The sequence below is a fragment of the Haloferax sp. Atlit-12N genome (assembly GCF_003383095.1).
Lineage (GTDB): Archaea > Halobacteriota > Halobacteria > Halobacteriales > Haloferacaceae > Haloferax.
Window position 1 is genome coordinate 152324 of record NZ_PSYW01000004.1, and the last position, 25210, is coordinate 177533.

Here is a 25210-nt window from a genome sequence, read left to right on the forward strand (position 1 = left end):
GCGGGGGGTGAGACGAGTTCGAGCGTATAGCGCCTCGAAACGGCGGTTCAACACCGAACGTACCTGCCAATGGTATCCAGATGGGATGGAACAGCTTAAATCCCGAATTCTGGCTTTAGGAGCGCCCTAACCCGTCGAATAGACCGGTAAGTCGCTGCGAAATTAAATATATCCGGAACATACGGAAGGCCAACAGGAGCCGGAACATGTGGCCGCTCGAGGTCCCGTGTGGTGGGCACGAGGTGGGTCTGAGGCCGGTCCTGGGTAGAACAATGGATATCAAGAAATTCCTTAGCGAATCACGCGCAGTCTCGCCAGTCATCGGCGTCATCCTCATGGTCGCGATCACAGTCATCCTCGCGGCCGTCATCGGTACCTTCGTCCTCGGTCTCGGCGACCAGGTCGGCGACACCGCCCCGCAGGCGAGTTTCAGCTTCGAGTACGACGGTGCGCAGGAAATCACTATCACGCACGAAAGCGGTGACGCCATCGCCAGCGACGATCTGAGTGTCGCCATCCCGTCGGACATGACCGCACCAGGCGTGGTGAAAAACGACGGCGCTGACGACAACATGAACGCTGGTGAAACCATCGTTGTGACCCTTGATGGGTCCGAAACGCTCGACAACGGCGACGAAGTGCGCCTGGTCTGGACCTCCGAATCGGGCTCCAACTCCGCGACCCTGCAGAAGTACACCTACAACGCCTGAACGGTCCGCAGCGTCACAGCCAACGAACCTCAATTTTTTCGGATGTTACCCCGAGAGCGACAGCGTTCTCCGATTCTGGTACGGAACACGCATGAGACGTGAAACGTCTTCTCAATACTAGTTTATATCCTCGGAGAACGTCAGACTATCTGTTAGGTTAGCAGGCAAGCGTTCGAGGACCGATTCGAATTTTTCTCAACGGTCGCCTCTCGTCCGGCACACCTAGGAGAGACAACTATGCAAATCAAGAGAATCTTCACAGAATCCCGCGCAGTCTCGCCGGTCATCGGCGTCATCCTCATGGTCGCGATTACCGTCATTCTCGCGGCCGTCATCGGTACCTTCGTCCTCGGTCTCGGTGACCAAGTCGGCGACACCGCACCGCAGGCGAGTTTCAGTTTCAGCTACGATTCAACTAGTGGGTCCGAGGAACTGACAATTACTCATGAAAGCGGTGACGCAATCGATGAGGCCCGCATCGTGGTGACAGATGGTACGACTGAATACACATGGGATGAGAGCGACGACAAAATCCAAGCAGGTGATGATCGTTCCATTGCCCTTTCGTCCTCCCCCCTTTCCGGTGGTGAGACCTACCGCGTCGTCTGGACCTCGGAATCTGGCTCCAACTCCGCGACCCTCCAGAAGTGGACCTACAACGCCTGATGATAGAATCGGCGACGAGCCACACAACGCCTGATTCGGAATAACGATTTCTTTCGGAACTATCTCATAGAGAAACATCCACTTCGAACATATAGTATTGTATTTGTAGCACAAACTTATCTGCCCGAGGGCCGTACACTCAAACAGAGACCTCATGTCCAGCGACTCGCCCGCCGTCGCTTACCTCCGCGAGCACCGCGAGGACATCGTCGACCTCGCGGCGACGCTCGTCGGCCACGACACACAGAACCCCCCGGGAGACACACGGGAACTCGCGTCGTGGGTCGAATCGTTCTTCTCCGACCTCGGTATCGAGACCGAGCGAGTCGCCTCGGACCCGACGAAGCCGAACCTCGTAGCGACGCTCCCGGGTGCGACAGAGCGGACGCTCGCCCTGTTGGGGCACCTCGATACGATCCCGTTCAAGGCTGGCGAGTGGACGCGCGACCCGCTCGGCGAGCGGGAGGGAAACCGGCTCTACGGACGTGGCGCGACCGACATGAAAGGGACAATCGCCGCGATGCTCGCGGTGGCGGAGGCGTACGTCGAAACCGGGACGGTGCCGGCGACGAACCTCGTGTTCGCGTTCGTGAGCGACGAGGAAGTCGCCGGGAAGGCGGGGTTGCCGACGCTGCTAGACCGGCGCGGGCTCTCGGCCGACGCCTGCGTCATCGGCGAGACGACCTGCGAAGGCGACCGGCACTCGGTGACCGTCGCCGACCGCGGGAGCATCTGGCTAGAACTCGAAGCGACGGGGACCGCCGCCCACGGCTCCCGGCCGATGCTCGGCGAGAACGCGATTCACCGCCTCTACGGCGCCGTGAACGACATCGAATCGACGCTCGGAGACTATCGGTTCGAGTTCGACCCCGCGGTGCGGGCGCTCGTCGAGGAGTCCGCGGAGTACTACGCGCCGCAGTTTGGCGAGGATGCGGCGCGAGAGCTGTTCGAACGGCCGTCGGTAAATCTCGGCGTCCTCTCGGGCGGCGACCAGGTGAACGTCGTCCCCACCGCGGCGCGGGCGAAACTCGACATTCGCGTGACGGCGGGCGTCGAGACGGAAACGGTACTCGACGCCGTCCGGGAGGTGGTCGCCGGTCACGACGGCGTCGAAATCTCGGACGCGGACTGGTCAGTCGGGACGTTCGAGGACCCCGGCGGTCCGCTGGCAAACGCCGTGGGCTCGGTCGCGTCGGGCGTCACCGGCGGGCGCGTGTTCCGGCGAAGCGCGACCGGCGGCGGCGACGCGAAGCGGATGCGCAACGCGGGTGTCCCGACCGTCGAGTTCGGTCTGGGAACTGAGACGGCTCACGCGGCCGACGAGTTCACCACAGTCGGGGCGCTCGCCCGCAACGCCGAGGTGTACGCCCGACTCCCCGACGAGCTGTTGCGGCAATTCGATAGTGGTACCAGAACGTTTGATTCGACGGACGTGTCACCAGCAGGCACGACTCCTTCGCGGCGCGACCGACGAGAGAATGACGCACGATGACACCCGATAACGCGCGATGATATCCGATAACGCGCGATGATATCCGAGAACACACTATGACACCCGACGAACTCCGAACGACGATTCCAGCCCTCGACGAAGTCACGTATCTCAACACCGGCGCGCACGGCCCGAGCCCGCGCACCATCGTGGAGCGCGCGACCGAGTTCCTCGAATACCACGAGTACGACTCGCCGGGCGACGACGGCCCCTATCCGACCGCGTTCGACGCCTACGAGGCCGTCCGCGAGGATGTGGCTGCGTTCATCGGTGCCGAGACAGAGGAGGTGGCGCTGACCCAGAGCACCACCGACGGCATCAACCGCATCGCCACCGCGCTCGACTGGGAACCGGGCGACGTGGTCGTCCGAACCGACCTCGAACACCCGGCGGGCATCCTCCCGTGGCGGCGTCTGGAACGCGAGGGCGTGGAGGTCCGTGTCGTCGAGAGCAACGCGGGGCGACTCGATATGGACCAGTACACCGAAGCCGTCGCCGACGCCAAACTCGTCTGTTTCAGCGCCTTGACGTGGAACTACGGAACGCGACTCCCCGTGCGCGAACTCGCCGACATCGCCCGCGACGCCGGCGCGCTGTCGGTCGTCGACGCGGTCCAGTCGTTCGGCCAGTATCCCGTCGATGTAGAAGAGTGGGGAGCGGACATCGTCGCCGGCGCGGGCCACAAGTGGCTACTCGGGCCGTGGGGCGCGGGCTTCCTGTACGTCCGCCGCGACGTCGCCGAGGACATCGAACCGCACGCCGTCGGCTACCGCGGTGTCACGGAGCCGAACGCCGACGGCCTCGACTTCGCGCCGGGAGCCAAGCGTTTCGAGATCGGAACCACCAACCCCGCGCCGCACGTCGCGCTGCGAGAGGCGCTCGACATCGCCGAGCGCGTCGGTCTCGACCGGACCGAAGCGCACATTCGCAATCTCGCGAGCCGGTTCATCGAGGCCGTCCCAGAGGGGCGGCTGTTGAGCCCACACGACCCGGAATCGGGACTCGTCTCGTTCGAAGTCTCCGACCCGGAGGGGACGGTCGAGCGCCTCAAGTCGGCGGGCGTGGTCGTCCGAACGCTTCCCGAGCCGAAAGCGGTCCGCGCGTCGTTCCACAACTTCAACGACGAGTCGGACGTGGCGGCGCTTCGCGACGGACTCAACGGGGAGTGGTAGCTCCGGCGCTCGCAGGGCCGTCGAGAACGCGATTCGCGGGCGGTCGTTGACTCCCCCGCAGAATCTGCCTCGTCAGTGAACGTTCATGTCCGGCGAGAGGGAACCCCTGAGTATGCATCCCACGGCACGAAACTTCGCCGACCAAGTACGCGATTCTCACGGCTTCGAAGTGACTATCGAGGAGTTTCCGGAGGGGACCAAGACGGCCGACGACGCGGCCGCGGCCGTCGGCTGCGACGTCGCCCAAATCGTCAAGAGCATCGTGATGCGCGTCGGCGACGAGACGGTTGTCGTCCTCACGAGCGGCGCGAACCGCGTGGACGAAGCCACGCTCGCCTCCGAATTCGGCGTCGAACAAGGCTCAGTACGAAGCGCCAACCCCGGCGAGGTGAAAGAAGCGACCGGCTGGAGCATCGGCGGCGTGCCGCCGACCTGCCACGCGACCGACTGTCCCGTCCTCGCGGACCCGACGTTCGAGTCGTTCGACCGGATTTGGGCCGCCGCGGGAACCCCCGAGGCGGTGTTTCGACTCACGCCGGGTGACCTGCAGACACTTTCCGCGCCGCGATTCGTCGACGTGTTCGAGTGAGACGAGAGCGAAACGAGCGAACCTCCGGCAGGCGATCCGCACTCGCGCTCGCGTTCTATGTTGCTTGCCGGGCGCGACGAGAGCAACACCACTATGTCCGCTGTTCTGTTCTGTTCTGTTCTGTTCTGTTCCGTTCTGTCGGTACTAACTGAGAATCTGCAGAGAAAACGCGGAGCTATCGGAGAGCCACGGCTGGTTCGTCAGGCGAGATAAACTCTCCTTTCGGAGAAAATGATTACTGGATGTGGCCTTCGCGCCGGAGCTGGTCCGCGTCCTCGCCGGTGTATCGCCATTCGATGTTAGCTTTCTCGTCCTGCCAGTCCCACGGTTCGACGAGCACGACGTCGCCCTCGTTGATCCACGTGCGGTACTTCATGCGGCCGGGGATGCGGCCCATGCGGTTCTTTCCGTCTTCACAGCGGATTCGAACGTGATTGCCACCGTTGTGCTCTGTGACGACTGCGAACAGCTCGTTGTCGTTGGGCATTCGAAGGTTTCGACGCCCTTGATTTTCACTCACATTCTTGCTCGGACCCGGAGACGGATAACTTATCGGATACTCGTGATACCAAATGTCACGACATTGAAATCGCGGTGGTGACGGTTTCGAACACCACGTTGTCCGCTGTTTTCCGACAGATTGGCCGCCAATAGGGATTGGTTCGTGGTCACACACCACGTGGTTTCGCCCGAGGCCTCATTTTAGGATACCGGTCGTGGTCGGTCATCACCGAGTCGTCGCTGAAGCAGTCGGACGGGTCGCGGGGGGTCGAAGATTCCCCTGCAACACCACGATGTCCGCAGTTGTTCGTCGTCTTAGCCCCTGCAAAGACGCTTCCTCCGGGTCGTGAGGTTCCACCGAATCACGAAGGACAAACGTCGTCGGTAAACGAGGCGTCGGTAGACGTAGTCACTGCTACAGTATCACCGCTATCGCCGCCGCGGTTGTTCACGTCCCTCTCGGTCACGTGTTCTCTCTCGGAGCGCTCATAGGAGTCAAGCGGAGCGGGAACGAGAACCGAGAGTACGGATCGGGTGAGCAGGCGAACGAAGCGGTCGAGTCGACTCGGTCGTGTGAGAACCAACGACGCGTCTGTGTGGCAATCGTTTCAGTACGTGTTCAGTGGGTATTTCGTAGGAATTTGCGATTGGTGTTTGATTGGTAGTCGATTGGTTTGACGGTTGATACCCACACCACTTTGTCCGCTGTTCTCGGTGAGTGTGAACGTAGGGACGAGGCGGTCTGAAACGGGGAACACTCACACCACTTTGTCCGCTGTTCTCGGTGTGAGGCGGTACCCCCCGTCGTTGTGAATTGGTCCTCTGCCGTCGGTTTCCGATTAGTCGAGTTAGTTTAGATTTCTGCAGAGGTGAACGAAAGAAGTCGTCTCCAAACAGCCCTAATACAATTACTATAATTGCCTGTATTACGGACTTAGTTTAAGCTATAGTATATTAAATCTTTCTCTATACCAGGACACGCGGTTCCGTCCAGTTGTTCCACCGGTTACCTTCGTTTCCCAGAACAGCGGACAAAGTGGAGGGGGTGTGTTCCCGGCCGAGTATATAAAGAACGAGAACAGCGGACACTCCGGACGCGGTGGTTTTATCAATGAAGTGGTCGAACCGTGGTAGTATGCCCCTATTCGAGCGGGACACCGAGATCTATCGGGACCGGGACGCCCTTCGCGAGGACTACCAGCCCGAGGAACTCGTGGGGCGTGACGAGGAACTCCGCACTTTTCAGGCTGCGCTGCAACCGGTTATCAACGGCGAACAGCCCAACAACATCTTCCTCTACGGGAAGACCGGCGTCGGCAAGACCGCCGCGTCGCGGTACTTACTCGGGCACCTCCGCGAGGACGCGAGCCACTACGACGACATCGACCTCAGGGTCGTCTTCCTGAACTGCGACGGACTCACGAGTTCGTATCAGATCGCGACCCGACTCGTCAACGAGTTCCGGTCGGAGTCGAACCAGATCAGCACGACGGGCTACCCGCTCGGGTCCGTCTACGAGATGCTCTGGCAGGAACTCGACGACTGCGGCGGGACGATAATTATCGTCCTCGACGAAATCGACCACGTCAACGACGACAGTATCCTCTATCAACTCCCGCGGGCCCGGGCCAACGGGAACCTGGACGTCGCGAAAGTCGGTCTCATCGGCATCTCCAACGACTTCTCGTTCCGCGACGACCTCTCACCGAAGGTCAAAAGCTCCCTGTGCGAACAGGAGATTCACTTCCCCGCGTACAACGCCAAGAACCTCCGCGCTATCCTCGAACAGCGCGCCAAGGTTGCGTTCCGCGAGGGCGTCCTCGCCGACGAAGTGATTCCGCTCTGCGCCGCCTACGGCGCGAAAGACGCCGGTGACGCCCGCCAGTCGATCGACCTGTTGATGAAAGCCGGCGACCTGGCCCGCGACGACGACACCGACCGCATCGAGGAGGAACACGTGAAACGCGGTCGGCGCGCCCTCGAACGCGGCCGCATCAAAGAGGGAATCAACGGATTGACCGAACACGGTCACCTCGTCCTCTACTCGCTTCTGACGCTCGAGTTGGAAGACGAGACGCCGATTCGCTCCCGCGACGTTCGGCCCCGATACACCCGGTTTACCGAACTCGCCAACCGCGACCCGCTCGTCCCGCGACGGATGCGCGACCACCTCAGCGAGCTCGCGATGCTCGGAATCGTCTCCGTCACCGAGCGAAACGAGGGTCGACGCGGCGGGACGTACCGCGAGTACGCCCTCGATATGGACGTCGGGCTCATCGTCTCTGCCATGCGCGACACCATCGAACTCGTGGGCGTCCACGAGACGGTCGAACCCTTCCTCGACGGCGAGAAGACGAGCACGCTCGACGATTTCATCCAGCAGTAGGCGACCCGACTGAAATTACTGCGGACACGATGGTGTTAGTCTCGAGCCCACCTCCGTCAGAACGGCTCTCTGCCGTGTTTTGGAAGTGATTGCTACTTCGATTCGTTCCTCAGAAGCATGCGTTCGTTCGGATTCGCCGACCGATTTCGTTACCGATTTCCGACCGCTCGGAACACCACGATGTCCGCAGTAAATCGGCTATTTTCGCCGCTTGTTCGAACAGCGGACAGTGTGGTGTTCCGAACTCACGCGACCGACTATTCACCAGGTAGCGGCCATCTCAGCGGCTCGCTAGCCGTACAACAGCGGACATACCGGTGTTCGATGCCGTGTCTTTCCACGTTCGAAAGCGACGTTCACTCCGCGTCTGCGACAACAGCGGACGCCGCGGTACTCAGCCGTCGGTTTCTCCGTTCCGCTGTCGATTGTCATCGAGCGTTTCGATAACCGGCCAGCGGGCTGTCGATCTCGAACACCACGCTGTCCGCTGTTCTCCGGCTGTTCGAGTCGGTTTTTGCTCGACTCTTCGGCTTCTCACTCCTCGCGAGTTTCGAGGACGGCGTCGGCGATTTTCTCGGGATACTCGGCGGCGACGCGGACGAGAGCGTCGTGGAACTCGCGGCCGGTCAGGTCGCGAACGTCGTATTCTCGGCGGAGGTGCGATTCGACTTCGAACTCGGCGTCGTCCAGTCGGTCGAGCGTCGCGGTTCGGACGTAGATGCTTTTCGCGGTCGTCGCCTCGAACTCGAACGCCGGACCGCCCGCTGTCTCCGTCGTCTGCTCTGTCTCGTCGGTGCTTTCCGCGCCGTCTTCTTCCGCGGTCGACTCGGCCGCTTCCTCGGCCTCGTCGAGTTTGTCGCTTTCGTCGAGTTCGTCGCCTTCGTCTGGTTCCTCGCCTTCGTTACTTTCGCCGTCACCTCTCTGCTTCTCGTCGTCGCCGTCCGATTTCTCGCTCGCGTCTCCCGACTCGGACTCGTCCGCGGTCTCGGATTCGACCGGCGGTTCGGATTCCGACTTCTCGTCCCCGTCGGGGGCGTCTTCGTCCGGGAGCTGCTCGTCGTCGGGTTCTGCGTCTGATTCCGATTCCATCGCCTCGCCGAGGCCGGCGAACCGGTTTTCCTTAGGCATCGTCGGTTCCTCCGTGTTCGACGATTTCTGCGAGCTGGTCGAGTCGGTCGAGCATGTCGTTCGACGGGTCGTACTCCCGGAGGGTCTTCCCGTCGCGCCAGGCGCGACTGAACGCGATTCGGTGTCTGATTCCCGGCCCCTTGGAGTCGGGGTCGTCGAACAGGTCCGAGCGGGCGAACGGCGGGATGAACTGCTCGAAGGGGGAGTCTTCGAGGTCGCGGATGATGCGCTTTTCTTCGTTGTTCCCGGTGAGGTCGTTGGGGACGATAGCGAGAATGTCGAGGTCGACCTCGCGGCGAATCGGTCCGATCTGTTGTTCGAACATCCGCTCGAAGCCGCTCACGCTCGGCTCGCTCATGAGGAGCGGAACGACGACGTTCCCGGTTCCGATGAGCGCCGCGTCGGACAGCGGGCCGAGGCTCGGCGGCGAGTCGATAACGATGTGGTCGTAGTCGTCGTCCAAGAGCGGGTCGACGATTCGGCGGCGGACCCAGAGCACGCCGAACGTCGAGTTCCGGACTCGGTCTTCGATGTCGTCGAGGTCGACGTGGGCGGGAAGCACGTCGAAGCCCTCGCGATCGCGTATCACTTCGCGCACGTCCACGGGCTCGTCGTCGGTCAACACGTCGCCGATGTTCGGCTCCGACGACTCGTAGGCGTCTTTCATCCCGACGCCCTCGGTCGCGTTCCCCTGCTGGTCGAGGTCGACCAACAGCACGTCGTTCCCCCGCGCGGCGAGCGCGTCGGCGAGGTTGATGGCAATCGTCGTCTTTCCGACGCCGCCTTTCTGGAGCGAGACGCTCACGGCTCGCGACATCTATCGAGCCTCCTGCGGAGTGCGATGTTCACAAATTGTACACAGTCTACACTGTGTCTGCCGTTTGGGCGGTGCAAACTCCGTTTGAACTGTGGACTGTGCGGACATTTGAGGGACTTGAACGGACCTTCCGCGGCGTACCACATAATTTTATCCACGACTTTTGAACCGTTGGGACTGCTTCTACATTCTACAACTCCTACAATGTTTACAAATTTTAAAAATTGTACACTGTCGCCTGTCGGTATCCGGTGATTCGCCCGCGCTCTCAGTTTGTGGACCGTTTCAGCTTCGTCCAAGGCGTTCGGTTTCCAAACATCGCTCGCGCTCTGCGAAGCTTTCACACTGTGCGAATCTTTCGCGGTGTAGACTACCTCAACACTCCACACCCTCTATAATTCGTACAAATTCTACAATTTGTACATGTTCTACACGGTCTGGAGCTCGCAAGCAGTGCGAACTTCCTAGACGGTTTCAGATTCCTCCACTGTTCGAACCGTTTGGAGTGCTTCGGCAGTCTGCACTCTCTTCGCTGTTTCCACTGCGCTCGAAGTTCACGCTCTCCTCGCAGTTTGCACTGTCACCGCGGTTTACACCATCCTCGAAGTCTGCACTGTCACCGCGGTTTACACCATCCTCGCAGTCCGCCCGGTGTCGACTGTTCGAACTTCGTTCCGGCCGCCGCCCGATTCAAACTGAACCGAAGAAAGCGATATTCAGCGTCTCTCCCCCGCAGATACTGCGGACACAGTGGTGTTGTCCGTCGTCTCGGCTCAGTTGGCGAGCTTGTCGGCGAACTTCTCGCGGACCTTCTCGATTTTCGGGCTCGCGTGGAACTGGCAGTACGCGTCGTCGGGGTTCTTTTCGAAGTAGTCCTGATGGTACTCCTCGGCCTCGTAGAACGTCTCTAACGGAGCCAACTCCGTGACGACCTTGTCGTCGTACTCCTCGTCGAGGGCTTCGATGTAGGCCGACGCCTGTCGCTCCTGTTCGTCGTCGTGATAGAGGACGATAGAGCGGTACTGCGTTCCCACGTCGGGACCCTGTCGGTTGAGCTGTGTCGGGTCGTGGACCGCGAAGAACACCTCGAGCAGTTCGTCGTAGCCGACGGCCGCGGGGTCGTACTCTACCTGCACGACCTCGGCGTGGCCGGTGTTCCCCGAACAGACCTGCTCGTAGCTCGGGTTTTCCGTTTTCCCGCCGGCGTAGCCCGACGTGACTTCGCTGATTCCGTCGAGTTCCTTGAACGCGGCTTCGACACACCAGAAACAGCCGCCGCCGAACGTCGCAGTCTGTGTGCTTCCCATAGGCCCGGTTACGTCGCCGAGGAATTAAGCCCCGCGGCGGGGGCAGTCGCGGCCGAGGTCTGGTGCTCGCCGACGACCGCCGACCCACGCCGGCGCTCCGACGAGCGAGCCCCGGACGCGTCCGTGGGTTTTCCCGACCGGAATGTACCCGAAGCCAACATTTAACCGCCCTGTCTGTCAGCAATTACTATGGAAGACGTATTCGTCGCGAGGCTCATGTCCACGACCCTCCACACGGTCACCCCAGACACGCTCGTCGAAGACGCGGCGCAGTTGATACTGGACAACAACATCAGCTCGGTCATCGTCGTCGACGAGGACAACCGACTCGAGGGTATCCTGACGACCACCGACTTCGTCGACATCGTCGCGAAGAGCCAGCCGAAAGCACAGACGACCGTCGAGCGCTACATGACCACCGACGTGATTACCGCGGGAGCGCAGGACTCCATCGTCACCGTCGCGGAGTCGATGACCGAACACGGTTTTCACCACATGCCCGTCGTCGACGACGAGGAGGGGGTCATCGGGATGATTACCACCTCGGACCTCGCGGCCTACCTCTCGCAGACCGGACAGCTGGCGCGGTCGTAACGCGTTCTTTTCTGCCGGTAACTCCGCGTTACTCCACCTGTTCGGAGAGGCTCTCGACGACGCTCGCCAGCCGCGGGTCCGTCGCGTGGCCGTGGTGGACCGCGAGGGGCGAGACGCTCACCTCGCCGTCGACCATCGCGCGGCGGTCGCTCCCGACCGGATAGCGGTCGCGGTGTTCGTCGTCGAGCGGGAACGGGTTCTCGAAGCCGACGGCGTCGGGCCACGAGATGTCCTGCAGTCGGACGTAGACCTCGCCGTCGTCGAGGTCGTGTTCGCGGTCGCCGTCCGGGAGCGCGCCGGCGTCCGCGTGGTGGTCGACCTGCTGGTCGTAGTCCGCGAAGGGGCTGGTCACGCGCATCCGGGGGCTCGGCACGTCCGCGGGGGCGTTGACGTTCAGGAGGTCGACCTCGTCGAACACGTCGGTGCCGAAGACGCGCTCGGTCAGGGCGCGGGCGACCCGGGCGGGGCGGGAGAAATCGTACTCCTCGGGCGGGTGGCAGAAGAAGTCCCGCGCGTGGTAGCTGGAGACGGCGATGGCGGGCGTCCCGAGGAACGCGGCCTCGACGCCCGCGCCGACGGTCCCCGACCGGCCGACGACGTAGTTGCCCGCGTTCGGGCCGTCGTTGATACCAGAGACGACGATATCGAAGTCGGCGTCGAGGCCGCGGAGCCCGTAGGCGACGCAGTCCGCCGGGGTTCCTTCGAGGGCGTACCCCCACGGGTGGTCGCGGCGGACCGCGTGTTCGTTTCGGGCGCGGCCGACGCCGCTTTGGTTCTCGGCGGGCGCGACGACGGTCACGTCGCCGACGGCGGTGAGTTCCTCGCGCATGGCGGCGATGCCGGGCGCGTCGATGCCGTCGTCGTTGGTGAGGAGGATTTGGAGCGGAGACGAGGAGTCGGTCATCTACTCGGAGATTTCTGCCGGCCGCCGTAGCTATTCCGGATTCGGACCCGGTGACGTATTCGACCGCCGCGTCCCCGTCGGCAATGGGTCATACTCCACGTCGTCGATGGTCGCCCGCCAGTACGGCAGGTCGCCTGACGGGAGGTTCCACGCCACCTCGGCCGCCGTGGGCACGCGAACCCCATCCAGTTCGCGGTAGTCGCTGAAGTATCCCGTCCACGAGCACCGCTCGAACTCGCCGTCCCCCGTGTCGCGCCACCGGTCCGCGGTGACGCGCACTATCTCGTCGTTCTCGTCGAAGTGGAACACGACGGTTGCGGTCGAGTCGCGGTGGGCGAGCGTCGCCCGGGCCGAACGGTCGTCTCTCGGCTCCCAACTGACGCCGTGGCCGGGCAGAAACGCGGTCGGGAACCAGACCATCTCGGCGAGGTGGCGGGCGAGTTCACCTTCGTCCAACTCGGGTGAGCGCGGGGCGTCCGCGACGGTGATAACCGAAAGAAGCTTCGCCTCCAACGACCCCGCACCGCCGACAAAGGCGTCCACGACCCGAACCGGTAGAAACGGCGCGAGGTCGATTTGGGCGTCCCAGACGAACCCCGGCGGGGCCACCGTGTAGTGCTGGGTCGCCGTCATCGACTTCCACGGCGAATCCGCATCGCCGAGTCTGAACTCACCCGTCTGGCGGAGCCGAACCGACTGGACGTCGGGGTACTCGCCCGGTAGCACGCGTTCGAGATACCGGCGAACTGGGGCGGGTAGGTCGCTGATATCGGCCGTGTCTGTCGCTTCCACATCGTTTGTGGTCGATTCGGCCTGTTCTCGCCGGAGTGCACCGAGCAGTTGAGCGGCCGTATCGTCGGCGCGCGCCCGGATTACGACGAGGAGAGCGCCGACGGCGAGCGCACCGCCGACAAGCGCGAGGCCGAGTCGCCCGAGCGTTCGCTTGTATGACATACCGAACGGTACGCGAGAGATAGATATGAGTCTCGCCGTGACTCTCACGGTCTGACACCGACCGTCTTCCGACTACGGGCGGTGTCGTCGCGAGCGGCGCTCCCCCGGGCAAATTCCTGTCAACGCGACGTTCATATATTCGAGATACTCACGACCGCGTGAATATAATTCAAACGATGACTTTATGTAATTAAGTTCGTACTAACGAATGAATGCGCACCGAACCGATGCGGCCGGCACGCCGGGCACCCGCCGACATCGCGGTTAATATCCCGTTAACTCGTCTCATTTCGGTAGATTCGTCTCTGTCGTGGTCGACGGCTCTTCGGTCTGCGACCGCCACGACTGCCGCGAGCGATGCGGGTCGCCGCCCCCGCCGGGCCGCCTTCTCCACTCGCCGTCGAACTTCCTCGAGAGCGCGCCCCGACTGGACAGCAGACCGACCCGTCTCCCCAAGCGAGGTGGGCGTTGCGTGAGCCACGTCGGCGAGACCGACGACGTGCCGTGGGACGACGTGGGCTTCGTCATCAGCTCTCGCTACCGCATCTCCGTTCTCGATAGACTCTCTGAGGGCCCGGCGACGCCGACGCAAATCGCCACCGACTCCGAGAGCGCGGTCGCTCACGTCTCGCGGGCGCTGCAGGAACTCAGAGACCGCTCGCTCGTGGAACTCCTCGTCCCGGAACAGCGTCGAAAAGGGCGGGTGTACGGCATCACCGACGACGCCGAGAACATCTGGGACGTCATTCAGACACAGCAGATGACGTGACCGCAGCGGTCTTGCGGCTTTCTCGCGGTCGGTCTGGCGCGTCGTGCGACCGACCAACTCACTTACTCACTTCGTCGCGATTCGCTCCGACCCCTTGTTCAGGAGCTGGTAGGTCCGCTTGGCGAGGTTCATCCCGACGCCGGTCGACTCGACGACGTAGTACGGGACGAGTTCGCCGCCGAACTTCGATTTGTAGTTGCAGAGCCGCTCCGTGTTCGCGCCGACGAGGTCGTACTTCGTGACCGACGCGAGCGCCTCGTCCTCGACGATGTCCTCGATGATGGTCCAGTGGAGCAGGCTGTTGATGCTGACGCCGTCGTACTCGCCGCGCGCGCCGCCGAGCCAGAAGTAGCCCACCTCGTCCGAGAAGGGGACGATCATCCCGCTGAGGTACTCGCCGTCTGGGTCGCGGGCGACGTACACCCGACACCGGTCCCCGAGGTTCTCGACCAGCGACTCGACGAACTCCCACGGCATCCCGAAGGGTTCGTCCTGCTCGTCGTACCGCGAGACTACGTCGTCGTAGACGACGCGAGCGCCCTCGAGTCCCTCGTCCGCGATGGTGATGTCCAGTTCGCGCGCCTGTCGAATCTCGCGGCGGAGGCTGCTGCTGAACTGGGCCTGTATCTCGTCGAGCGAGCGCTCTCCGAGGTCGAGCCGGTAGGTGAAGGAGGGCTTGACCGCGAAGCCGGTCCACTCGAACGGGCGGGGGTCGAGATACGCCGGCGAGCAGAGCAGGCGGACGAACGTCCGGTTCGAGCGGATGCCGAGTTCCTCGACCACGAGGTCGGCGAACTCGCGGTTCACCGACTCGTAGGCGCTCTGTTTCGGACTGTTCGGCATCATCACCGGGCCGATGTAGGGAATCGCCATCGACGGCGGCGGCGAGACGACGACCCGTCCGAGGGGGTTTCGGCGGACGAACGTCGGGAACAGCGCGACCGGTTCTTGGCCTTTGAAGACGCCGAACAGGTGCATTTCGCCGTCGAAGTGCTCGTCGATGGCGGCGAGCACCGCGGGGGTGTGGAAGACTTCGGTGCCCGACGAGGGGAGCGCGGCTCCCCACTCGTCGAGGCTCAGGGGTTCGATACGGAGTTGTGACATGTGTCGTAGGCGTGTGATTGGATGGTCGTCGGGCGATACGTCGGTCGGGTCATCATCGGTGGAGGAACCCCGAGACGAGTCGCGACGGGAGGCTCGTCCCGTTTCCTCGGGACAACATCTCGATGCCGGGGCCGAGGCTGCTCTTGTACAGGTGCGCGATGGTTCTGACCGGGAGCGCACCGTGTTCTATCTGGTAGAACGTGACGAGCTCGGGGTTGTACTTGCTCTTGTAGCGGTTGAGCCGGCGGTTGTTCGCGCCGACGAGGTCGTAGCGGCGCATCCCGGCGGCCATGCCGTCGCGCATGATGCGCCAGTCCAGCAGGTCGTTGACGTCGATGCCGAAGTCCCGCTGGGGGCGGACGCCGCCGAGCCAGCGGTAGAGCGTGTCCCCGTACTGGAGGACGAGAATCCCGCTCACGAACGCCCCGTCGTACCGGAAGACGTAGGGCCGGACTTGGCCTTCCGGGAGCGAGTCGTACAGGTCCATGACGAACTGCGGCGGCACGTCGAACGACAAATCCTGTTCTTCGTAGCGGTTCTTGACCAGCCTGAGAATCGAACAGATGTCGTCGCGGTCGCCCTCCTCGATACCCGAGGCGAGCTTTCGGCCGTCGCGGATGTTCCGCCGGGCGCTCCGGCTGAACGACATGAGGAGTTCCTCTTCGCCCCGGGTCAGGTCGACGTTGTAGGTGTACTTCGGCGACACGTCGCAGCCGCCCCACAGGAACGTCCGCATGTCGGTGTAGTAGTCGCCGACGCGGACGTGCGTGTAGTTCGGGCCGATGTGTTCGTCCAGCCACTCGGTACAGCCGTCGATGAACTGGTTGCGGCGGCGCTCGAACTTCCGGCTCTTGATGTTGCCGGCGTCGAGCATCACGGGCCCGAGATACGGGACGCCGATGTGCGGCGGCGGTGAGAACGCCGTCTTGACCAGTCCCTTCCGAATCTCGAAGACGGGGAACAGCCCGACCGGTTCCTCGGTCTTGTAGCCGACGAGCAGGTGGAGCTTCGAGTTCGAGTACTTCGCTTGGAGCCGCAGCGCCTCGTACTGGTGAAAGAGGCTCGCCTGACTCGACCGCTCGACGTACGTGTCCCACGTGGCACGGTCGCGGTGGTCGAACTCGGCAATCTCGATGGTCATGGGCTGCGGGAGGTCCGGCGGTCTTCGCGCTGCGTCCGTTGTCGTCGACAACATCGAGCGCGGTCGTCGCGGTCGAGCCGACCGAAATTAGCCGACTCACCCGCCGAGTCGGCGGCCCCGTATATCAACCCGCGATTCGGTCGGGCCGCGTCAGCGTGTATCATTCGAAAAGACATTCTCGAACTACTGTGACGGGAGGATGGGGATTTGTTATGAAGCGACTAGCCGGCGTTCGCGCCGGCCTGTCCCCCGTCAGGGGCGCTCTGCCGCCGCCCGTAGGCGTTCGATACCGTCGGCGTCGATGCCGTAGCCGTGTGTCGGTTCCCCGGAGATTCTGGTGGCGACGTACTCGGCGATGGCGTAGGCCATCCACGCCTGACACCACCGCATGAGCGTCATGCGCTTGGTGTAAAAGCGGTGTTTGCGGAAGTAGAACCGACCCTCGGACGGGACGTACATGTTCGCGAGCGCCCAGTCGATGGCGCGCTCGGCGCGGTCGTACTGCCCGGCGTAGGTGAACACGAGGATGCCCTGCGCCGTCGCGTGGATGTCGCGGGGGTAGGGGTGCTCCTCGTCGAAGTTGGGCGCGCCGTCCTCGTCGAACAGCTCGCGGGCGTAGAAGTCGAGGCCGCGTTCGAGCGTCTCGTCGTACCGACCGCTGCCGACGAGCTGCTCGTAGCGCTGGAAGCACTCGACGATGAAGCCGTTGTGGTGGTTGTCCATCGAGAGGTGCGAGGCGCTCGCGGGCTCGCGGTAGTACCACCCGCCGCGGTCGGTCTGCTTCGACGCGACGAAGTCGTACACCTTCTCGGCGCGTTCGAGCAGTTCCTCGTCGCCGAAGTAGTCGTACAGCTCGACGAACAGCCGCGCCCCGATAGCCAGCGCGTTGAGGGTGTAGCTGTCCTTCGGGTGCGAGAGGTAGTAGTCCATGACCGCGCCGTCGTCCTTCGGCCGGTAGTTGAGATCGTTGAGCATCACGTCGACGGCGGTCTTGGCGATGTCCGGGTAGTCCGGGTCGAACTCCCGGCCCGCGAGGAGCGCCTTGACGCCGTAGGAGGTGGAGACGATGTTCGGCGAGTGGGGAATCCCCGACCGCGGGCCGTTGCGGCCGGAGATGTGCTGGATGACGTGGCGGTGACTGCCGGCGAAGCCGCTGTAGCCCTTGGCTTGGTTCTCGACGAGCCACTCCGTCAGCGACGCCGCGTCGTCGCGGTACGTCTCCGCCGGGCGGTCGCCGTCGAACCACTCGGACAACTGTGCGCGGGTCCGGTTCGCCATGGCGAACAGCGTGATGCCCTTGAAGTTCCGGCGCTGTTCGACGAGGAACAGCGGGCGGACGTTGACGGGCGAGCGCTTGATGAACTCCTGGACTGCGAGGTTGAACCAGCGGTTATCGATGGGGACCGAAAGCAGGAGCCTGCTGCTCATGCCGTCGCCGTAGTCCCAGCCCTTGTAGTCGCGTTCGCGGGCGTAGTCGAGCACGTCGTCGAGTACGTCGACGTACCGCTGGAGTCGCTCTGTGTCGGCGTCGGTGTCGCCGTCGCGGCGATACTGTGTCTTCGATGGTGGATTCATGATACAGAATAGCCTCTCTGAGGGGTATTGGCTGTCCGAGAGGTAGCCCGCTGGCGGCTTTGTTATGGGGCCGATACCGACCGACGCCGCCGGATTCTACGGAGACAAGGAGTGGTTCGCGCCGCCGGTGGTCGCGCCGTCGGTCGCCCTCTCGTCCGAGTCGTCGCGGGAATCGCGCTCGGCGAGGAACTCGCGGTAGTAGTCGGCGACGGGGCCGACCCACGCGCCGCGGTCGAGCGCCCGCTCGACGATGCGGCGGTAGAGCCGGCGGTAGCCGGGGAACTCGTCCTCGTTGAAGTATCGCGGGTGCCACAGCACCGTCATCACGGCGTCGTTCGCCTCGGCCTCGTCCAGGAGGCGCTCGCACTCGGCCCACGCCTCGTCGAACGCCGACCCGGGGTCGGGAAGCGACACCTCCATCAGCGTCAGCGGGAAGACGACAAAGTCGTCGTCGAAGGGTCTGAACGGCCGGTAGCCGTGTTGGAAGCCGTTTTCCGAACTCGACCCGGGGCTGGCGTCGTACTTTAAGCCGAGTTCGCGGTGGTAGCGCCACGTGTTCGGCCCGAGTTTGAGGTGGTGCTGGCGGCCGCCGACGACTTCGTGGCCGAGCACCGCTTCGAGTTCGCGCTTTTCGGTTCGGAGGCGGTCGAAGTCGTCGCACGACCGGAACGAGCCGTGGATGCCGACCTCCCACCCACCGTCGTCGAGGGCGCGGACGGCGTCGGCTATCGATGCCGAATCGAGGTCGTACCGGCCGAGGTGTTCGACCCAGTTCTTCGGTTCGAGCCAGTCCGAAAGCGACCCCGTTTCGAGGAGGCTCGGCTCGTTGAGGAAGTAGAACGACGAGCGGACGCCGAGGTCACGTTCGAGCGCCATGATGTCCTCGAACTGCCAGTAGGGGTTCTCCCGCCGGAGGAGCGTCCGGAGGTGGTAGCCGGGGTTCGACTTCGCCGCGTAGTACAGCCCCTGATACGTCTTGTACGGGCGGTCAACGTCGTGGGTCAGACAGACCGCGAAGCCGGGGCCGGACTCGCTCGGCTCCGTGCGGGTCACGCCGGGTTCATCCCGCGCATCCGCATCTCCTTTCTTCTCACGCATACTCGTACTCCGAGAGCGCGGCGACGATTCGCTCGGCGGCGCTCCCGTCGCCGTACAGCGAGGGCTTTTCGGGAAGCGGGTCGTCGTCGGCCAGCGCCGCCCGAATCGCGGTCGCGTCCGCGCCGACGAGGACGTTCCACCCGGCGTCGACGGTCTCGACCCACTCAGTCTCGTCGCGGAGGGTGAGACACCGGGTGTCGAGGTAGAACGCTTCCTTCTGGACGCCGCCGGAGTCGGTGGCGACGCGCTCTGCGCCGTCGAGCAGGCGGACGAAGTCGAGGTAGCCGACCGGATCCACGAGGATGACGTTCTCGGCGTCGGCGAGCCGCGACCAGAGGCCGCTGGCTTCGAGCGCCCCCTCGGTCCGCGGGTGGACCGGGAAGACGACCGGGAGTTCCGACGATGCGAGCCCGTCCACGATGCCTTCGAGGCGGTCGCGGTCATCGGTGTTGGCGGCGCGGTGGACCGTCGCGAGGACGTACTCCCCGTCTCGGAGGTCGAGGTCGGCGAGCATCGTCGACCGCTCGCGGGCGGTCTCGCGGACCCGGAGGACGGCGTCGTACTGCACGTCGCCAGTCACGGAGACGCCGTCGCGGATGCCTTCGGCCGCCAGCGTCTCGGCGGCCGACTCGGAGGGTGCGAACAGCAGGTCCGAACAGTGGTCCGTGAGCACGCGGTTGACCTCCTCGGGCATCTCCCAGTTGTGGCTCCGCAGGCCGGCCTCGACGTGTGCCAGCGCGGGCTCGCGCTTCGCGGCCACGAGCGCCGCTGCGAGCGTCGAGTTGGTGTCGCCGTAGACGAGCACCACGTCGGGCTCCTCGTCAGCGACGACGGCGTCGAGGCGGGTCATCATCTCGGCGGTCTGGGTGGCGTGACCGCCCGAGCCGACTCCGAGGTTGTAGTCCGGCTCCGGGATGTCGAGTTCGTCGAAGAACACGCCCGACATCGACTCGTCGTAGTGTTGGCCGGTGTGGACGAGCACCTCGTCGTGGTCGCGTCTGAGCGCGTCGGAGACGGGGAACGCCTTGATGAACTGCGGGCGCGCGCCGACGACCGAGAGCACTTTGAGACGGCTCATCGGCTCGAACCTCCGTGCGGCGAGTCGGCCTCTACTGCGACTTCAGCCACCGTCTCGGAGTCGGCGTCGGCCGACGACTCGCCCCGCGGCCCGCCGCCGATTTCGTACACTCGGTGGCCGATGTCGCCGAGGGTGCCGCGACCGTCGACGACGACGAGGTCGTCGAAGGCGGTCCAGTCGATGCCGTCGAACTCCTCGTGCGGCGTGACGACCACGGCAGCGTCGATAGCGCGAGCCGGTAGGTCGGCGAGCGAGACGGGGGTCGCGCCGAAGGACGCGACGACCTCGTCGGAGAGCATCGGGTCGACCGCGAGGACGGTCGCGCCGAGTTCGTTCAGCCGGTCGATGACACCCGCCGCGGGCGTCGCGCGCGTCTCGGCGACGCCGGGGCGGTAGGTGACGCCGAGGATGGCGACGGTCGCACCTTCGATGTCGCGTCCCGCCGCGGCCAGCTCGTCACGGAGCTTGTCGGCGGTGAACGCCGGCATGCTGTCGTTGACCTCGCGGGCGGTCAGGAGCAGCGGCGTCTCGGCCGCCACTCGGCTCGTGATGAAGTACGGGTACCACGGGATGCAGTGGCCGCCGACACCCGGGCCGGGCGCGTGGATGTCGCAGTACGGCTGGGTGTTGGCCGCGTCGATGGCCTCGGTCACGTCGATGCCGAGGTCGTCGCGGAGCCGTGCGAGTTCGTTGGCGAGCGCGATGTTCACGTCGCGGTAGACGCCCTCGAACAGCTTCACGGCCTCCGCGGTCGTCGCGTCGCGCACGGGAATCACCTCGTTCGAGGTAATCTCGCCGTAGACGAGCGCCGCGACGCGGGTGCTCTCGGCGTCGACGCCGCCGACGATTTTCGGGTGGGACTCGGTGATGTCGCGGAGTGCCCGGCCCGACGAGGTCCGCTCGGGGCAGAACGCCACGCCGAACTCGCCGGCCGCGAGGCCGCTTCGGTCCGCGAGGTACGGGATCACGAGGTCGCTGCTCGTCCCCGGCGGGACGGTGCACTCGACGACGACGAGGTCGCCGGGCGCGAGCCCCTGTGCGATGCTGTCGAGGACGGCCTCGAACGCCGCGAGGTCGGGTTCGCGGTCGTCGGTCAGCGGGGTCGGAACGATGATGACGTGAATCGCGGCTCCTTCGGCCGCCGCGACGCCGTCGGTGGTCGCCCGAAGCGCGCCGCGTTCGGCCTGCTCGGCGACTAACTCGGGGAGCCCCGGTTCCTTCGCGACGTGGCACTCGCCGTCGTTGACGCCGCGGACCACGTCCTCGCTGATGTCGACGCCGGTGACGTTGCCCGTCGCGCGGGCGTAGACGGCCGCCAGCGGGAGGCCCATCTTTCCGAGGCCGTACACCGCCACGGGGACCTCACCGGCGCGCAGAGCCCGCGTCTGTTCGTCGGGCGAGCGGTCGGAGCCGTACAGTCCGGGGTGCTCGTGGCTCATTGCCGGCCCTCCGGGGTCTCTGTCGTCTCCGCGGCCACGGCGGTCCCAACGCTCCGAAGCGTCGCTTCGGCGTCGGCCTCGATGCGCCGGGCGAGGTCGATGGCGCGCAGGCCGTCGGCTGGGGTGACGAGGACCGGGCCGCCGTCGGTCGCGGCGTCGACGAACGCCTGTAGCTCGCGCTTCAGCGGCTCGCCGGTGTTAATCATCGGCTGTTCCATGACCACCTCGTGGCGGTAGCGGACGCCGCCGTTATCTCGGAGGTAGTCCGGCCGCGACTGGCGGAAAATCTGGACCGACTGGTTCAGGTAGTCGACCCGGATGAGCCGGTCGCGCGCGGTGATGTCGAGCGTCCGCGTCTTCTGCTGGGTGAGCCGACTCGCCGTGAGCGACGCGATGACGCCGTTGTCGAAGGTCACCTGCGCCGTCGCGTACTGCTCGTCGGGCGTGGCGGTCGCGGCCACGCGGTCGACCGCCGCGTCGACAAGCGAGAGCACCACGTCGATGTCGTGAATCATGAGGTCCATGACGACGCCGTCGCCCATCTCGCGGTTCAGCGGCGGGCCGAGCCGGTTCGCGGTGATGGCGATGGGTTCGACGCCGTCGAGGAGGTCGGGGAGGGCGCGGACGGCCGGGTTGAACCGCTCGATGTGGCCGACCTGTAGCACGACGCCGCGGTCCTCGGCGAGCGCGGCTAACTCCGCGCCGACGCCGAGGTCGTCGACGAAGGGTTTCTCGACGAGCGCGTGGACGCCGGCGTCGATACACTGTCGGGCGACCGACGCGTGGTAGGGCGTCGGCACCGCGACCGTCACCACGTCGACGTGTTCGAGCAGGTCCTCGATTCCGTACGCGTCGGTGCCGAAATCGGCGGCGACCTCGGCGGCGCGCTCCTTGTCCGCGTCGGCGACGCCGACCAGTTCGACGCCGCGAAGCTCTGCGTAGACCCGCGCGTGGTTGGTTCCCATCGACCCGACGCCGATGACGCCTGCGCGGACCGGGCGTTCGCGACCGCCGTCGGCGCGGAGTCCGTCGGGTTCTCGGCTCACCTCGCCACCTCCGCGTAGTTGGCGACCGCAGTCCCGACGCGCTCCACGTCGGCCTCGCTGAGTCCGGGGTGGACCGGCAGCGAAAGCACCCGTGCCGCGGCTTCTTCCGCGACGGGGGCCGACACCGCGAGGTGTTCGTAGGCGGGTTGCTTGTGGACGGGCTTCGGGTAGTAGACGCCCGTCGCGATGCCCTTCGCGTCGAGATAGGACTTGAGGGCGTCGCGCTCGACGCCGTCGCAGGCGACGGTGTACTGGTGGAAGACGTGAGTCCGGTCCGACGGCGTGTGGGGCGTCGTGACCGGCGAGCCTTCGAGGTACTCGGTGAGCGCGGCGGCGTTCGCCTGTCTCGCGCGAGTGAACTCGGGGAGGCGTTCGAGCTGGACCCGGCCGATGGCCGCGGCGATGCTCGTCATGCGGAAGTTGTGGCCGACCTCGGCGTGTTCGTAGCCGGAGACGCGGCCGTGGTCCACGAACCGGGCGGCACGCTCGGCGACGTCAGCGTGGTTGGTCGTAATCATGCCGCCCTCGCTCGTGGTCATGTTCTTCGTCGGGTAGAACGAGAAGCACGCGGCGTCGCCGAAGGAGCCGACGCGCCGTCCCTCGACTTCCGCGCCGTGGGCCTGCGCGGCGTCCTCGACGAGCAGGAAGTCGTACTCGTCTGCGAGTTCCGTGAGCCGCGTCATGTCCGCCGGGAGGCCGTAGAGGTGGACTGCGATGACCGCGTCCACCTGCTCGCCGGCCCGGAGTCGCGCTTCGAGCGCGTCGGGGTCGATGTTGTACGTCCGCGGGTCGATGTCGACGAAGCCCACCTCGGCCCCCGTGAACGCGACGGCGTTGGCCGTCGCGATGAAGGTAAAGGGCGTCGTCAGGACGCGGTCGCCGGGGCCGACGCCGAGCGCGTGGAGCGCGGCGTGGAGCGCCGTCGTCCCGTTCGAGGTGGCGACGCCGTGGTCAGCCCCGCAGTAGTCGGCGAACTCCCGCTCGAAGCCCCGAACCTCGGGGCCGTCGGCTATCATGCCGCTTTCGAGGACGGCCGCGATTCGGTCCCGTTCCGCCGCCCCGAGCTGGGGCGCGGCGATTGAGATGTGGTCTGAACTCATCGTCGTATCCTGTTTTCTCCCCGCAGTTGCTCCGGTAGCTCGCGGTGGACGGCGGGGACGCCCACGGCGAGGGTTCGCGGCGGCACGTCGTTCACGACGAGCGCGCCGGCGGCGACGAACGCGCCCTCGCCGACTGTCACGCCGGGGAGAAGCGTCGCGTTCGCGCCGATAGAGGCGTGGTTCTCGATTATCGGACCGACCAGTTCCGCGTCGGTGCGGACCGGGTAGGGGTCGTTCGTCATCACCACGCCCGGGCCGACGAACACGTCGTCGCCGATGCGGGTGTTGGTGGGGATGTAGACGTTCGTCTGGATGCTCACGCGCGACCCGATAGTCGTGGTGCCGTCGACGACCGTCTCGGTCCCGAGGAGGACCTGGTCGCCGATGGTCGTGTGCTCGCGGACGAGGACGTTGTGGCCCGTGACGAAGTCGTCGCCGATGGTCACGTCGTCGTAGACGATGGTTCCGGCGCGGATCCGCGCCCGGTCGCCGATGACCGGGTCGTCGCCGTCACCGTAGCCGATGGTGACGCCGTCGTCGACGTGGGACTCGACGCCCACCTCGGCGCTCATCGTCGTCCACCTCGCGTCGGTCGCGCTCCATCGACTGTCTGTGTCGACTCGGCGGTCGGCCGCGTCGACTGGAAAATCTGGAATTTCATATCATGTCGGCGGGGAGTCTGCCTGCCTTAGCGAAATTCAGTCTCGGTGAGGGCTTTGTTATGGAGTGGTTGCCGCCCGAAATCCGGTCGCAGTCACTTCGTAACGCTGCGTCGGATTCCAGTCACGGAGCGCTTGAGAAGCTCCACGCCGGGCGCGCCGTCGCCGAGCCAGAGCCAGACGGCGCTCCCGAGCAACGCGAGTTCGAACGCGACCAGCACCCACGCCTCGGGCCGCGCGAGGAAGACGACGAAGCGGCGCAGGTAGAACCACGTCTGGGAGAAGAAGCCGCCCATCGACGACTCGCTGCCGTGGGACAGCGGCCAGAGGAACGCCCGAATCATGTCGTAGTTCCCGAAGAAAAAGCCGTTGTACAGCAGGTCCGCGGGGATGTGCGAGAGGTAGCCGAGGGCGAAGGCGACGCCGACCGTCGCCGCTCCGTAGCGCCGCGCGACGACCACGACGAGTATCGAGACTGGCACCGAGACGAGAATCGAGTGCGCCATTGAGATACCGCTCGGAAGGATGCCGAACGACCACGCCAGCGGCTTGTCGACGAGGTCGGGGAACTGCGTTCCGAACAGCACCGCCAGCGCGGCCCAGCCGTCGAGTTTTCGGCCGGTCACCCGCGCCCACAGCGAGACGAGGATGTAGCCGACAGCGGCGTGTTCCCACGGGAACATCAGCGGTCACTCCCAGTCGGTCGACTCGTCGTCGTTGCGGTCGGCTGGTTCCACGTCGTCGTGGCCGTGTCGGTGGCTCGTCGTCGCGGGGTGAGAGTGGGGATAGGCGTTTGAGACATCTGGTTTGTGGGGCGCGTCGGCGGTCGGCTTGGAGGACGTTCCGTTCGCGTCGAGTGCGGACTGCGTCCGTCCGCGGCGATGCGAACACGATAGGCGAAACGGCGCGCGAGCACCCGGTCAGGGAACCCGAGTGCTCGTCCGGGTTTTGTTATGGCGACTGTAACTGCCACGTGGCGAT

At 64.8% G+C, this 25210-nt stretch carries 24 protein-coding genes; 8 read left to right on the forward strand and 16 right to left on the reverse strand.

The window, feature by feature from the left end:
- Positions 1–272: 272 nt before the first annotated feature.
- The 5 genes from C5B90_RS17095 (at position 273) to C5B90_RS17115 (ending at position 4629) form a co-directional block, all read left to right on the forward strand.
- Positions 273–710: a type IV pilin gene (locus C5B90_RS17095; RefSeq protein WP_115883171.1), complete on the forward strand. Its 438-nt coding sequence runs from the start codon at positions 273–275 to the stop codon at positions 708–710.
- Positions 711–947: 237 nt separating this feature from the next.
- Complete coding sequence (locus C5B90_RS17100; protein WP_115883172.1) at positions 948–1376, forward strand: type IV pilin; 429 nt, start codon at positions 948–950, stop codon at positions 1374–1376.
- Between the two features lie 154 nt (positions 1377–1530).
- Complete coding sequence (locus C5B90_RS17105; RefSeq protein ID WP_115883173.1) at positions 1531–2868, forward strand: M20 family metallopeptidase; 1338 nt, start codon at positions 1531–1533, stop codon at positions 2866–2868.
- 56 nt (positions 2869–2924) lie between these two features.
- Positions 2925–4040 carry an aminotransferase class V-fold PLP-dependent enzyme gene (locus C5B90_RS17110; RefSeq protein ID WP_115883174.1) on the forward strand — a complete coding sequence of 372 codons (1116 nt, stop codon included), beginning with the start codon at positions 2925–2927 and terminating at the stop codon, positions 4038–4040.
- Positions 4041–4152: 112 nt separating this feature from the next.
- Positions 4153–4629, forward strand: coding sequence for a YbaK/EbsC family protein (locus C5B90_RS17115; protein ID WP_058826434.1), 477 nt, complete (start codon positions 4153–4155; stop codon positions 4627–4629).
- 235 nt (positions 4630–4864) lie between these two features.
- Here the strand turns inward: C5B90_RS17115 and eif1A are convergent, their stop codons facing one another.
- Positions 4865–5149 (reverse strand): translation initiation factor eIF-1A, encoded by a 285-nt coding sequence (eif1A, locus tag C5B90_RS17120; protein WP_013035036.1) that lies wholly within the window; start codon positions 5147–5149, stop codon positions 4865–4867.
- A 1116-nt stretch (positions 5150–6265) separates the two neighbouring features.
- Here eif1A and C5B90_RS17125 point away from each other — a divergent pair.
- Positions 6266–7516, forward strand: a complete 1251-nt coding sequence (locus tag C5B90_RS17125) for an orc1/cdc6 family replication initiation protein (RefSeq protein ID WP_042665417.1) — start codon at positions 6266–6268, stop codon at positions 7514–7516.
- A gap of 534 nt (positions 7517–8050) precedes the next feature.
- On the opposite strand, the gene C5B90_RS17130 is transcribed toward C5B90_RS17125, so the two are convergent.
- The 3 genes from C5B90_RS17130 to msrA all read right to left on the reverse strand — a co-directional run bounded on the left by C5B90_RS17130 (position 8051) and on the right by msrA (position 10768).
- Positions 8051–8644, reverse strand: a complete 594-nt coding sequence (locus tag C5B90_RS17130) for a hypothetical protein (RefSeq protein ID WP_115883175.1) — start codon at positions 8642–8644, stop codon at positions 8051–8053.
- The gene (locus C5B90_RS17135) at positions 8637–9461 is read right to left on the reverse strand and encodes a ParA family protein (RefSeq protein ID WP_115883176.1); all 825 of its coding nucleotides are present in this window, start codon (positions 9459–9461) and stop codon (positions 8637–8639) included. Before C5B90_RS17135 ends, C5B90_RS17130 begins: the two co-directional genes overlap by 8 nt.
- A gap of 773 nt (positions 9462–10234) precedes the next feature.
- Positions 10235–10768, reverse strand: coding sequence for a peptide-methionine (S)-S-oxide reductase MsrA (gene msrA / locus C5B90_RS17140; RefSeq protein ID WP_058826438.1), 534 nt, complete (start codon positions 10766–10768; stop codon positions 10235–10237).
- Between the two features lie 189 nt (positions 10769–10957).
- On the opposite strand from msrA, the gene C5B90_RS17145 reads away from it, so the two are divergent.
- Positions 10958–11362, forward strand: coding sequence for a CBS domain-containing protein (locus C5B90_RS17145; protein WP_042665409.1), 405 nt, complete (start codon positions 10958–10960; stop codon positions 11360–11362).
- 28 nt (positions 11363–11390) lie between these two features.
- Here the strand turns inward: C5B90_RS17145 and surE are convergent, their stop codons facing one another.
- Positions 11391–12266 carry a 5'/3'-nucleotidase SurE gene (surE, locus tag C5B90_RS17150; RefSeq protein WP_115883177.1) on the reverse strand — a complete coding sequence of 292 codons (876 nt, stop codon included), beginning with the start codon at positions 12264–12266 and terminating at the stop codon, positions 11391–11393.
- A 30-nt stretch (positions 12267–12296) separates the two neighbouring features.
- On the reverse strand, positions 12297–13220 hold the full coding sequence (locus C5B90_RS17155) for a DUF6544 family protein (RefSeq protein ID WP_115883178.1): 924 nt from the start codon (positions 13218–13220) through the stop codon (positions 12297–12299).
- Positions 13221–13692: 472 nt separating this feature from the next.
- Between C5B90_RS17155 and C5B90_RS17160 the strand changes: the two genes are divergently transcribed.
- Positions 13693–13989: a winged helix-turn-helix domain-containing protein gene (locus C5B90_RS17160; RefSeq protein ID WP_042663898.1), complete on the forward strand. Its 297-nt coding sequence runs from the start codon at positions 13693–13695 to the stop codon at positions 13987–13989.
- A 66-nt stretch (positions 13990–14055) separates the two neighbouring features.
- Here the strand turns inward: C5B90_RS17160 and C5B90_RS17165 are convergent, their stop codons facing one another.
- The 10 genes from C5B90_RS17165 to C5B90_RS17210 all read right to left on the reverse strand — a co-directional run bounded on the left by C5B90_RS17165 (position 14056) and on the right by C5B90_RS17210 (position 24912).
- Positions 14056–15093, reverse strand: coding sequence for a GNAT family N-acetyltransferase (locus C5B90_RS17165; RefSeq protein ID WP_115883179.1), 1038 nt, complete (start codon positions 15091–15093; stop codon positions 14056–14058).
- 52 nt (positions 15094–15145) lie between these two features.
- The gene (locus C5B90_RS17170) at positions 15146–16234 is read right to left on the reverse strand and encodes a GNAT family N-acetyltransferase (RefSeq protein ID WP_115883180.1); all 1089 of its coding nucleotides are present in this window, start codon (positions 16232–16234) and stop codon (positions 15146–15148) included.
- A 252-nt stretch (positions 16235–16486) separates the two neighbouring features.
- Entirely contained in the window at positions 16487–17809 is a 1323-nt protein-coding gene (locus C5B90_RS17175) for an antibiotic ABC transporter permease (RefSeq protein ID WP_115883181.1), read from the reverse strand.
- A gap of 96 nt (positions 17810–17905) precedes the next feature.
- Positions 17906–18907 carry a polysaccharide deacetylase family protein gene (locus tag C5B90_RS17180; RefSeq protein ID WP_199517535.1) on the reverse strand — a complete coding sequence of 334 codons (1002 nt, stop codon included), beginning with the start codon at positions 18905–18907 and terminating at the stop codon, positions 17906–17908.
- The gene (gene wecB, locus C5B90_RS17185; RefSeq protein WP_115883182.1) at positions 18900–19985 is read right to left on the reverse strand and encodes a non-hydrolyzing UDP-N-acetylglucosamine 2-epimerase; all 1086 of its coding nucleotides are present in this window, start codon (positions 19983–19985) and stop codon (positions 18900–18902) included. The genes C5B90_RS17180 and wecB overlap by 8 nt, the downstream gene beginning before the upstream one ends.
- On the reverse strand, positions 19982–21424 hold the full coding sequence (locus C5B90_RS17190; RefSeq protein ID WP_115883183.1) for a nucleotide sugar dehydrogenase: 1443 nt from the start codon (positions 21422–21424) through the stop codon (positions 19982–19984). The genes wecB and C5B90_RS17190 overlap by 4 nt, the downstream gene beginning before the upstream one ends.
- Positions 21421–22470: a Gfo/Idh/MocA family protein gene (locus tag C5B90_RS17195; protein ID WP_115883184.1), complete on the reverse strand. Its 1050-nt coding sequence runs from the start codon at positions 22468–22470 to the stop codon at positions 21421–21423. The genes C5B90_RS17190 and C5B90_RS17195 overlap by 4 nt, the downstream gene beginning before the upstream one ends.
- Positions 22467–23570, reverse strand: coding sequence for a DegT/DnrJ/EryC1/StrS aminotransferase family protein (locus C5B90_RS17200; protein ID WP_115883185.1), 1104 nt, complete (start codon positions 23568–23570; stop codon positions 22467–22469). Before C5B90_RS17200 ends, C5B90_RS17195 begins: the two co-directional genes overlap by 4 nt.
- Complete coding sequence (locus C5B90_RS17205; protein WP_058566171.1) at positions 23567–24142, reverse strand: acyltransferase; 576 nt, start codon at positions 24140–24142, stop codon at positions 23567–23569. Before C5B90_RS17205 ends, C5B90_RS17200 begins: the two co-directional genes overlap by 4 nt.
- Positions 24143–24324: 182 nt before the next feature.
- Positions 24325–24912: a metal-dependent hydrolase gene (locus tag C5B90_RS17210; protein WP_115883186.1), complete on the reverse strand. Its 588-nt coding sequence runs from the start codon at positions 24910–24912 to the stop codon at positions 24325–24327.
- Positions 24913–25210: the final 298 nt, after the last annotated feature.

Coding starts and splice junctions, on each gene's coding strand:
- C5B90_RS17100 (WP_115883172.1), top strand. CDS start 948: ATGCAAATCAAGAGAATCTTCACAGAATCCCGCGCAGTCTCGCCGGTC.
- C5B90_RS17210 (WP_115883186.1), bottom strand. CDS start 24,912: ATGTTCCCGTGGGAACACGCCGCTGTCGGCTACATCCTCGTCTCGCTG.
- C5B90_RS17155 (WP_115883178.1), bottom strand. CDS start 13,220: ATGTCATACAAGCGAACGCTCGGGCGACTCGGCCTCGCGCTTGTCGGC.
- C5B90_RS17145 (WP_042665409.1), top strand. CDS start 10,958: ATGGAAGACGTATTCGTCGCGAGGCTCATGTCCACGACCCTCCACACG.
- C5B90_RS17165 (WP_115883179.1), bottom strand. CDS start 15,093: ATGTCACAACTCCGTATCGAACCCCTGAGCCTCGACGAGTGGGGAGCC.
- C5B90_RS17130 (WP_115883175.1), bottom strand. CDS start 8,644: ATGCCTAAGGAAAACCGGTTCGCCGGCCTCGGCGAGGCGATGGAATCG.
- wecB (WP_115883182.1), bottom strand. CDS start 19,985: ATGAGCCGTCTCAAAGTGCTCTCGGTCGTCGGCGCGCGCCCGCAGTTC.
- C5B90_RS17105 (WP_115883173.1), top strand. CDS start 1,531: ATGTCCAGCGACTCGCCCGCCGTCGCTTACCTCCGCGAGCACCGCGAG.
- C5B90_RS17110 (WP_115883174.1), top strand. CDS start 2,925: ATGACACCCGACGAACTCCGAACGACGATTCCAGCCCTCGACGAAGTC.
- C5B90_RS17180 (WP_199517535.1), bottom strand. CDS start 18,907: ATGCGTGAGAAGAAAGGAGATGCGGATGCGCGGGATGAACCCGGCGTG.
- C5B90_RS17205 (WP_058566171.1), bottom strand. CDS start 24,142: ATGAGCGCCGAGGTGGGCGTCGAGTCCCACGTCGACGACGGCGTCACC.
- C5B90_RS17125 (WP_042665417.1), top strand. CDS start 6,266: ATGCCCCTATTCGAGCGGGACACCGAGATCTATCGGGACCGGGACGCC.
- surE (WP_115883177.1), bottom strand. CDS start 12,266: ATGACCGACTCCTCGTCTCCGCTCCAAATCCTCCTCACCAACGACGAC.
- C5B90_RS17190 (WP_115883183.1), bottom strand. CDS start 21,424: ATGAGCCACGAGCACCCCGGACTGTACGGCTCCGACCGCTCGCCCGAC.
- C5B90_RS17175 (WP_115883181.1), bottom strand. CDS start 17,809: ATGAATCCACCATCGAAGACACAGTATCGCCGCGACGGCGACACCGAC.
- msrA (WP_058826438.1), bottom strand. CDS start 10,768: ATGGGAAGCACACAGACTGCGACGTTCGGCGGCGGCTGTTTCTGGTGT.
- C5B90_RS17200 (WP_115883185.1), bottom strand. CDS start 23,570: ATGAGTTCAGACCACATCTCAATCGCCGCGCCCCAGCTCGGGGCGGCG.
- C5B90_RS17115 (WP_058826434.1), top strand. CDS start 4,153: ATGCATCCCACGGCACGAAACTTCGCCGACCAAGTACGCGATTCTCAC.
- C5B90_RS17095 (WP_115883171.1), top strand. CDS start 273: ATGGATATCAAGAAATTCCTTAGCGAATCACGCGCAGTCTCGCCAGTC.
- C5B90_RS17170 (WP_115883180.1), bottom strand. CDS start 16,234: ATGACCATCGAGATTGCCGAGTTCGACCACCGCGACCGTGCCACGTGG.
- C5B90_RS17135 (WP_115883176.1), bottom strand. CDS start 9,461: ATGTCGCGAGCCGTGAGCGTCTCGCTCCAGAAAGGCGGCGTCGGAAAG.